Source organism: Pseudomonas sp. AGC41 (genome assembly GCF_057334555.1).
The window spans coordinates 94,200-103,596 of the sequence record NZ_JBHFJB010000136.1; the positions used below are offsets into that span (position 1 = coordinate 94,200).

Genomic DNA, 9,397 nt, shown 5'->3' on the forward strand with positions numbered 1-9,397 from the left:
CCCCCCACGGGTTCGTCGGTTGCCGTAAGAGAACAGCATTACGCCAATCAGGCGGGCTTCCTGGGAGCCATTCAGAGCAGGAAAATCGTCGCCAGGCCCAGGAAGATGAAGAACCCTCCGCTGTCCGTCATGGCGGTGATCATCACGCTGGCGCCCATCGCCGGGTCGCGCCCCAGGCGGGCCAGGGTCATCGGGATCAATACCCCCATCAACGCCGCCAGCAGCAGATTGAGCGTCATCGCCGCGGTCATCACCACACCCAGCGACCAACTGCCGTATAGCAGGTACGCTACCACGCCGATCACGCCGCCCCAGATCACGCCATTGATCAACGCCACCGCCAGCTCCTTGCGCATCAATCGCGACGTATTGCCGGTGCTGACCTGGTCCAGCGCCATGGCGCGAACGATCATGGTGATGGTCTGGTTGCCAGAGTTGCCGCCAATACCGGCTACGATTGGCATCAGCGCCGCCAGCGCGACCAGCTTCTCGATGGAACCTTCGAACAGGCCAATGACGCGAGAAGCGACAAACGCCGTAATCAGATTGACCGCCAGCCAGGCCCAACGGTTGCGCAGGGATCTCCAGACCGAAGCGAAGATATCTTCCTCTTCTCGCAGACCGGCCATGCTGAGGACTTCGCTTTCGCTTTCCTCACGAATCAGGTCAACCATTTCGTCGATAGTGAGACGGCCGATCAGTTTGCCGTTCTTGTCCACCACCGGCGCGGAAATCAAGTCATAACGCTCGAATGCCTGGGCCGCGTCGTAGGCATTTTCGTCGGGATGGAAACTCACAGTGTCGCTGGCCATGACCTCGGCAACCTGCTTCTCCGGGTCATTGACGAGCAGCCGCTTGATCGGCAGCACGCCGGTGAGCACGCCGTCGTAATCGACCACGAAGAGTTTGTCGGTATGCCCCGGCAGCTCCTTGAGGCGACGCAGGTAACGCAAGACCACTTCAAGGCTGACGTCCTCGCGGATCGTCACCATCTCGAAGTCCATCAGCGCACCGACCTGCTCCTCGTCGTAGGACAATGCCGAGCGGACACGCTCGCGCTGTTGCCCATCAAGGGCTTCCATCAGCTCATGGACAACGTCGCGCGGCAGTTCGGGGGCGAGGTCGGCGAGCTCGTCGGCGTCCATCTCCTTGGCCGCCGCCAACAGCTCGTGATCATCCATGTCGGCGATCAGGGTCTCACGAACCGAGTCGGACACTTCCAGCAGGATGTCACCGTCGCGATCGGCCTGGACCAGTTGCCAGACCGTCAAGCGCTCTTCCAGTGGCAAGGCTTCAAGGATGTAGGCGACGTCGGCCGAGTGCAGGTCATCGAGCTTGCGCTGCAACTCGACGAGATTCTGCCGGTGGACCAGGTTCCCGACCCGGTCGGAATGAGGGCCTTCCTGGCGATGCGTCAGGTCTTCCACGACCCGCTGACGATGCAGCAGCTCAACGACTTGAGCGAGGCGATCCTGAAGGCTTTCCTGCGTTTTTTTTACTTCTACTTCGGTCATAGGCGAACTCCACTCCCAGCAGTGGAGCACGCCGGAAGGATCAATCAGTCAATTCATGATTGGTAAAACGCGATATTGAGTAACTACTGGGTAAGTCCATGAAGATATTCCAAAGCCCCGGCGGGGCTGACGGCCGCAATCATACACCGCTTGGCGCTCTAGAACGTTAAAAAATCGCGGCAAGAACAAGCGCTTGCGAGACAAACCTGAACACAGGCTGAACCTCTGCATTTACGACGACTTATTCTGAAAAGAAAACACACGCTACGACAGGAATGTGGCGACTACCCTTCTCTAGCAACGGTCAAGGAGGATGCCCGGATGCCCGCAAACCGCTGTCTTTTTCCAATCGCCGCCTTAGCCTGCCTGCCCCTCTGGAGCGCCGCACAAACCGTGCATCGCTGCGAAAACGGCGCCGGGCAGGTGACGTTCACGAGCCTGAGCTGCCCGTCCGGGGAGGTCCTGTCCTTGCAGCAGATAAATTCACTTAACCCAGGCCACGTCGCACCGCTGCTGCCGGAGGCGCAGCCGCAAAAAACATCCGGCAACACAAACCGACGCAGGGCGCCGACCATCGTCGGCCAGCTGGAGGACAAATGCGGGAATCTGATCGACGCCAGTCAGCGCCGGGAGGCAATCATGAATCGGCGAATAATCGCCGGAATGAGCCAGCAAGACGTGGAGAGCGCACTCGGCAGGCCCGACACGATCAAGGTGCGGAATTCAAACACGCGCTATACCTACAAAAAGAGGAACGGCCGCAGCACCGAGGTCGCGTTCGATGAGAAAGGCTGCGTGAAACGTTAAATCCCAGACAGCAAAAAGCCCGCGATGAACGCAGGCTTTTTGGTGTTTGGTGCACTCGACAGGATTCGAACCTGTGACCGCTCGGTTCGTAGCCGAGTACTCTATCCAGCTGAGCTACGAGTGCAAGTTGTGGTTTTATACCAGATCACAACTGGTTGTAGCCAAGTTATTTGCATCGCTGCAAGCAACTCTTAAATGGTGCACTCGACAGGATTCGAACCTGTGACCGCTCGGTTCGTAGCCGAGTACTCTATCCAGCTGAGCTACGAGTGCATTTGTTGCCGCGCATTATAGGTCGCCGAATCTTTTTGTAAAGCGCTTTTTTCAGTAATTTCAAACACTTACCGATCAAGCCAGAGACAGCGCACTAAACGAATAATGGCGGAGAACGGGGGATTCGAACCCCCGACACCCTTTTGAGGTGTACTCCCTTAGCAGGGGAGCGCCTTCGGCCACTCGGCCAGCTCTCCGCAACACGGGGCGTATATTAACCACCTTCATCCCCGTTTGCAAACATAAAAATCGATAAAAATTAATGGCTTGGTTCGTCGTCCTTCTCTTTCTTGATACGCAGGTAAATTTCCTCCCGGTGCACAGCGACCTCTTTCGGCGCGTTGACGCCGATACGCACTTGGTTTCCTTTGACGCCGAGCACGGTCACGGTGATTTCGCCATCGCCAATAATCAGGCTCTCTGCGCACCGACGGGTCAGAATCAGCATACCTTTCTCCTCACGCGATTCAGTTCAGGAACAACAGTCTGCAAAAAAACGGCATGACACCTACAACCGAAACGGTCGCAGCCCACAGGCCTAGTATTGACCAGCGGGCGCAAAAGAACAGTTTTGGGACATACCATCCAGAAAAACAAAGGGCGCGGTCGAAACCGCGCCCTCCAGCAACGCCTTACTCGCCCTGTCGGGCCGCAGCGTCGAGCTCAAAAGCCGTGTGCAGGGCGCGCACGGCCAGTTCCAGGTACTTCTCTTCGATCACCACCGACACCTTGATTTCCGAGGTGGAGATCATCTGGATGTTGATGCTTTCCTTGGCCAGCGATTCGAACATGCGGCTGGCCACGCCTGCGTGGGAGCGCATACCTACACCGACGATCGAGACCTTGGCGATCTTGGTGTCGCCCACCACTTCCCGGGCGCCGATCTCGCCAGCGGTCTTTTTCAGCACGGTTTCAGCGGCCTGGTAATCGTTGCGGTGCACGGTGAAGGTGAAGTCGGTGGTGTTATCGTGCGCGACGTTCTGCACGATCATGTCGACTTCAATGTTGGCCGCGCTGATCGGGCCGAGAATCTTGAACGCCACGCCGGGAGTGTCTGGCACGCCACGGATGGTCAGCTTGGCTTCATCGCGGTTGAAAGCGATGCCGGAAATGATCGGCTGTTCCATGGATTCCTCTTCATCGATAGTAATGAGGGTGCCCGGACCCTCCTTGAAGCTGTGCAGAACGCGCAGCGGAACGTTGTACTTGCCGGCGAACTCCACCGCGCGGATCTGCAACACCTTGGAACCGAGGCTGGCCATTTCCAGCATCTCTTCGAAGGTGATCTTGTCCAGGCGCTGAGCCACGGGCACGACCCGCGGATCGGTGGTGTAGACGCCATCCACATCGGTGTAGATCTGGCACTCGTCAGCCTTGAGGGCTGCCGCCAGGGCCACGCCAGTGGTATCGGAACCGCCACGGCCGAGGGTGGTGATGTTGCCGTGCTCGTCCACGCCCTGGAAACCGGCGACAACCACGACGCGGCCAGCCTTCAGGTCACCGCGAATCTTCTGGTCATCGATCTGCAGGATACGCGCTTTGTTATGCGCACTGTCGGTCAGGATACGCACCTGGTTGCCGGTATAGGACACCGCAGGTACGCCACGCTTGATCAGCGCCATGGCCAACAAGGCAATAGTCACCTGCTCGCCAGTGGACACGATTACGTCCAGCTCACGGGGAACCGGTTGCTGGTCGCCGCTGATTTGCTTGGCCAGATCGATCAGGCGGTTGGTCTCGCCGCTCATTGCCGACAGCACGACCACCAGGTCATCGCCAGCGTCACGGAATTTCTTAACCTTGTCGGCGACTTGTTCGATTCTCTCGACGGTGCCGACCGAGGTGCCTCCAAATTTCTGTACGATCAAAGCCATTTCAAAGCCGCCTCTGCCCATGAAGGGCGCCCAAATAATCTCGACAGCGCCCGGGCCCGCCTTGGCGAGCCCGAGGGGCGCTGCCTTAAATGCCCTGCTCTACAAATGCAACGGTCTGGGCCAGTGCCGCGTCCAGGGCGCTGGCGTCGGTACCGCCGCCTTGCGCCATGTCCGGACGACCACCGCCCTTCCCGCCCACTGCCGCAGCGGCCTGCTTCATCAAATCACCGGCTTTGAGTTGGCCAGTCAGGTCTTTGGTCACGCCTGCGACGAGAACGACCTTTTCCTCATGGACACCGCCGAGCAGGATCACTGCGCGGCCGAGTTTGTTTTTCAGTTGATCGACCAGCGCCAGCAGCGCCTTGCCGTCCTGGCCATCGAGACGCACGGCCAGGACTTTCACGCCCTTGACGTCCACCGCCTGGGCCGACAGATCGTCGCCCGCGGCGCTGGCAGCCTTGGCCTGCAACTGTTCAAGCTGTTTTTCCAGCAGGCGGTTGCGCTCCAGCACAGCCGACAGCTTGTCGATCAGGTTGTCACGGCTGCCCTTGATCAGGCTCGCCGCTTCCTTGAGTTGTTCTTCAGCCGCGTTGAGGTAGGCCAGCGCCGCAGCGCCAGTGACCGCCTCGATACGCCGCACACCGGAGGCCACGCCGCCTTCGCTGATGATCTTCAGCAGGCCGATGTCGCCGGTGCGATTGGCGTGGATGCCACCGCACAGCTCGACGGAAAAGTCGCCCATGCTCAGTACACGCACGCTGTCGCCATACTTCTCGCCGAACAGCGCCATCGCGCCTTTGCGCTTGGCGGTCTCGATGTCGGTTTCCTCGGTCTCTACCGGGGAGTTCTTGCGAATCTCGGCGTTGACGATGTCTTCTAGCGCCTTGAGCTGCTCAGGTTTGATCGCTTCGAAATGGCTGAAGTCGAAACGCAGGCGCTGGCTGTCCACCAACGAGCCTTTTTGCTGAACGTGTTCACCCAGCACCTGGCGCAACGCTGCGTGCAGCAAGTGCGTCGCGGAGTGGTTCAAGGCAGTCGCATGACGGACCTCGGCATCGACATGGGCGGCCACGGGCGCGGCGATCATCAGGCTGCCGGAGGCCAGCACGCCGTGGTGCAGGAACGCGCCGCCGGTCTTGGTGGTGTCGCGCACATCAAAGCGCGAGTTGCCGGCCTGCAAGTAGCCGCTGTCGCCGATCTGGCCGCCGGACTCGGCGTAGAACGGTGTTTTGTCCAGCACAATCACGCCTTCCTGGCCTTCGCTCAGGACGTCGACCGATTGCCCGTCCTTATAGATCGCCACGATCTTGGCCGAGCCGGTGGTCGCGGCGTAACCGGTGAATTCGGTGGCCACGTCAACCTTGACCAGGCTGTTGTAGTCCATGCCGAAGGAACTGGCGGAACGCGCGCGCACGCGCTGGGCTTCCATTTCGCGCTCGAAACCTTCCTCGTCGAGGGTCAGGTTGCGTTCGCGGGCGATGTCGCCGGTCAGGTCCATCGGGAAGCCATAGGTGTCGTACAGCTTGAACACCACGTCACCTGGAACCACGTTGCCCTTGAGCTCGGCCAGATCCTGCTCGAGGATCTTCAGGCCCTGCTCGAGGGTCTTGGCGAACTGCTCTTCTTCACCCTTGAGGACACGTTCGATGTGCGCCTGCTGAGTCTTGAGCTCCGGGAAGGCCTCGCCCATCTCGGCCACGAGCGCCGCGACGATCTGATAGAAGAAGCTGCCCTTGGCGCCCAACTTGTTGCCGTGACGGCAGGCGCGACGAATGATCCGGCGCAGCACGTAGCCGCGACCTTCGTTGGAAGGCAGCACGCCATCGGCGATCAGGAAGCCGCAGGAACGGATATGGTCGGCCACCACTTTCAGCGAGGCCTGGTTGTCATTGGAGCAACCAATGGCCTTGGCCGAAGCGGCCAACAGGCTCTGGAACAGGTCGATTTCGTAGTTGGAATGGACGTGCTGCAACACTGCACTGATCCGCTCCAGGCCCATGCCGGTGTCTACCGACGGCGCTGGCAGCGGATGCAACACGCCGTCGGCGGTGCGGTTGAACTGCATGAACACGTTGTTCCAGATCTCGATGTAGCGGTCGCCATCCTCTTCCGGCGAGCCGGGTGGGCCGCCCCAGATGTCGGCGCCGTGATCGTAGAAAATCTCGGTGCAAGGGCCGCACGGACCAGTGTCGCCCATGGTCCAGAAGTTGTCGGAAGCGTAAGGCGCGCCTTTGTTGTCGCCGATGCGCACCATGCGTTCAGCCGGGACACCGACCTCTTTGGTCCAGATGTCGTAGGCTTCGTCGTCGGTGGCGTAGACCGTGACCCAGAGCTTTTCCTTCGGCAGGTTCAGCCATTTTTCGGAAGTCAGGAAGTTCCAGGCGAAGGTGATGGCGTCGCGCTTGAAGTAGTCACCGAAGCTGAAATTACCCAGCATTTCGAAGAAAGTGTGGTGACGAGCGGTATAACCGACGTTTTCCAGGTCGTTGTGCTTGCCGCCGGCACGCACGCATTTCTGGCTGCTCACCGCGCGGGTGTAGGCACGTTTTTCCTGGCCCAGGAAGCAGTCCTTGAACTGGTTCATCCCCGCGTTGGTGAACAGCAGGGTCGGGTCGTTGCCCGGAATCAAAGAGCTGGAGGCTACTCGGGTGTGGCCTTGCTCTTCGAAGAAGCGAAGGAAGGCTTCACGGATTTCTGCGCTTTTCATTAGGTTCTTCCACGGAGGCTGCGGCCAAAGGCCTGTGCAAAACGTCAACAGACGAAGCAACGGCAAAGGGCCGCATTATATCGGCCCTTTGCGTGGGGTACAGTGTGTTATGCGATAGAAACCGTCAATCGGGCCGGTGAAAGGATCAGTTGCGGGAAAATGCGACGAAAGTGTCGATCACTTGGTCGATTTGCCCGGCGCTGACGTCCATGTGGGTGACCATGCGCAGACGGGGCGCGGCGCTGAGCTGGATACCCCGCTCAGCGGCGTAGGCCTTGATCGCCTCGGCCCGCTCGCCGATCTGCACGTAGACCATGTTGGTCTGCACCGGCTCGACGGCATAACCCGCCGCACGCAAGCCCTCGGCAAGCCGCTGGGCATTGGCGTGGTCGTCGGCCAGGCGCTGGACGTTATGTTTCAGGGCATACAGCCCCGCCGCCGCGAGGATCCCGGCCTGGCGCATACCGCCACCGACCATCTTGCGCAGCCGTCGGGCCTTGCCAATCAACTCGTCAGTGCCACACAGCACCGAGCCTACCGGAGCCCCGAGGCCCTTGGACAGGCACACCGACACCGAATCGAAATGTTGGGTGATGTCCCGGGCATCAACATTCAGCTTGACGGCGGCGTTGTACAGCCGCGCGCCGTCCAGGTGTAGCGCCAGGCCATGTTCCCGGGTGAGCCGCCGCGCCTGCGCCAGGTACTCCAGCGGCAGGACCTTGCCCTGCATGGTGTTTTCCAGGGCCAGCAGGCGGGTGCGGGCAAAATGGAAATCGTCGGGCTTGATCGCGGCAGCCACTTGCGCCAAGTCCAGCGAACCGTCGGCCTGCACTTCCAGGGGCTGAGGCTGGATCGAACCGAGCACCGCCGCACCGCCACCCTCGTACTTGTAGGTGTGAGCCTGCTGCCCGACGATGTATTCATCACCGCGTTCGCAGTGGGCCATCAACCCCAGCAGGTTGCTCATGGTGCCCGTGGGCACGAACAACGCCGCCGCGAATCCCAGCCGCGCGGCCAGCTCGGCTTCGAGACGATTGACGGTCGGATCTTCGCCATACACATCGTCGCCGGTCGGCGCGCTGGCCATGGCGTCCAGCATGCCGGCGGAAGGTTGGGTCACCGTGTCGCTGCGAAGGTCGATAACGCGCATGAATCTGGCCTCGGTTCTGTATGGGGAAATTCCCTTTCGAACGGCAATTACTGCGGGCATGGGCAGGAATAATCAAGCCCGGTCGAAGGAAAAGAACACCTGGCCTGAAGATTGATGAGTTCCCCTGTGGGAGCGAGCCTGCTCGCGAATGCGTTGGGTCAGCGACATCTATTCAACTGATACACCGTGTTCGCGAGCAGGCTCGCTCCCAGAGGGGGTTATGTGTTAAAAATCCTGCGCCGTCACAAAATGTGACGGCAAAACGTTCTCAGGGCGGGGTGCAATTCCCCACCGGCGGTAATTGCGCGCAATGCGCATAGCCCGCGAGCGCTTGGTGCTACACGGTCTTTACCGTGCAGCGACAAGGTCAGCAGACCCGGTGTGATTCCGGGGCCGACGGTCATAGTCCGGATGAAGAGAGAACGGGATTGACACCCAAGGGCCGCCTGCGACCGTCTTGTGCGCGGCGTACCCTCGAATCCCCTTCGATTCATGACGCCCTGTTTTTCACACAAACAGGAACCAGAACATGCAACCCACCGCAATCGACAGCAAGACCAAAACCCATCCGGGCGAGCGCGTCGCGTTCATCCAGGCCTGCTGGCACAAGGAAATCGTCGACCAGAGCCGGAAAGGCTTCGTCACTGAGATGATCAACCAGGGTTATCAGGAAAACGACATCGACTTCTTCGAAGTCGGCGGCGCCTTTGAAATCCCGCTGCACGCCAAGCTGCTGGCCAAGTCAGGTCGTTACGCCGGCATCGTCGCCGCCGGTCTGGTGGTGGACGGTGGCATCTATCGCCACGAGTTCGTCGCCCAATCGGTGATCAGCGGTTTGATGCAGGTCCAGCTGGAAACCGAAGTACCGGTGTTTTCGGTCGTGCTGACGCCGCATCACTTCCACGCTGGCGAAGAACATCAGAAGTTCTTCTTCGAGCACTTCGTGCACAAGGGCCAGGAAGCGGCGAAGACCTGTGCCGATACGCTGCACAAGACGCGGGCGTTGCGCCGCAGTGAGCAGCGGGCGGTAGCGGTATAAACCTGGACACAGTTTCCCTTGTGGGAGCGCGCC

Annotated in this window: 6 protein-coding genes, 3 tRNA genes, 1 pseudogene and 1 riboswitch; of the genes and pseudogenes, 2 read left to right on the top strand and 8 right to left on the bottom strand. The window is 60.1% G+C overall.

What is annotated here, in order from left to right:
• Positions 1 to 71 precede the first annotated feature (71 nt).
• Positions 72 to 1,514, bottom strand: coding sequence for a magnesium transporter (gene mgtE / locus ACE04F_RS22360; RefSeq protein ID WP_486109969.1), 1,443 nt, complete (start codon positions 1,512 to 1,514; stop codon positions 72 to 74).
• 321 nt (positions 1,515 to 1,835) lie between these two features.
• Here mgtE and ACE04F_RS22365 point away from each other — a divergent pair.
• Positions 1,836 to 2,349: pseudogene (locus ACE04F_RS22365) on the top strand (cell envelope protein SmpA).
• 19 nt (positions 2,350 to 2,368) lie between these two features.
• On the opposite strand, the gene ACE04F_RS22370 reads toward ACE04F_RS22365, so the two are convergent.
• The 7 genes from ACE04F_RS22370 to ltaE form a co-directional block, all read right to left on the bottom strand.
• Positions 2,369 to 2,445 (bottom strand) — tRNA-Arg (locus ACE04F_RS22370).
• A 72-nt stretch (positions 2,446 to 2,517) separates the two neighbouring features.
• Positions 2,518 to 2,594, bottom strand: a tRNA-Arg gene (locus tag ACE04F_RS22375).
• A gap of 106 nt (positions 2,595 to 2,700) precedes the next feature.
• Positions 2,701 to 2,791 (bottom strand) — tRNA-Ser (locus ACE04F_RS22380).
• Between the two features lie 62 nt (positions 2,792 to 2,853).
• Complete coding sequence (gene csrA, locus ACE04F_RS22385) at positions 2,854 to 3,042, bottom strand: carbon storage regulator CsrA (RefSeq protein WP_003178872.1); 189 nt, start codon at positions 3,040 to 3,042, stop codon at positions 2,854 to 2,856.
• Positions 3,043 to 3,226: 184 nt separating this feature from the next.
• Positions 3,227 to 4,468 carry an aspartate kinase gene (locus ACE04F_RS22390; RefSeq protein WP_305499355.1) on the bottom strand — a complete coding sequence of 414 codons (1,242 nt, stop codon included), beginning with the start codon at positions 4,466 to 4,468 and terminating at the stop codon, positions 3,227 to 3,229.
• Positions 4,469 to 4,553: 85 nt separating this feature from the next.
• The gene (gene alaS, locus ACE04F_RS22395) at positions 4,554 to 7,175 is read right to left on the bottom strand and encodes an alanine--tRNA ligase (protein ID WP_486109970.1); all 2,622 of its coding nucleotides are present in this window, start codon (positions 7,173 to 7,175) and stop codon (positions 4,554 to 4,556) included.
• Between the two features lie 145 nt (positions 7,176 to 7,320).
• Positions 7,321 to 8,325 (bottom strand): low-specificity L-threonine aldolase, encoded by a 1,005-nt coding sequence (gene ltaE, locus ACE04F_RS22400; RefSeq protein ID WP_486109971.1) that lies wholly within the window; start codon positions 8,323 to 8,325, stop codon positions 7,321 to 7,323.
• Positions 8,326 to 8,585: 260 nt separating this feature from the next.
• A riboswitch (FMN riboswitch) is annotated at positions 8,586 to 8,753 on the top strand.
• A 101-nt stretch (positions 8,754 to 8,854) separates the two neighbouring features.
• On the opposite strand from ltaE, the gene ACE04F_RS22405 reads away from it, so the two are divergent.
• Positions 8,855 to 9,364: a 6,7-dimethyl-8-ribityllumazine synthase gene (locus ACE04F_RS22405; RefSeq protein ID WP_486109972.1), complete on the top strand. Its 510-nt coding sequence runs from the start codon at positions 8,855 to 8,857 to the stop codon at positions 9,362 to 9,364.
• The last annotated feature ends 33 nt before the right edge of the window (positions 9,365 to 9,397 follow it).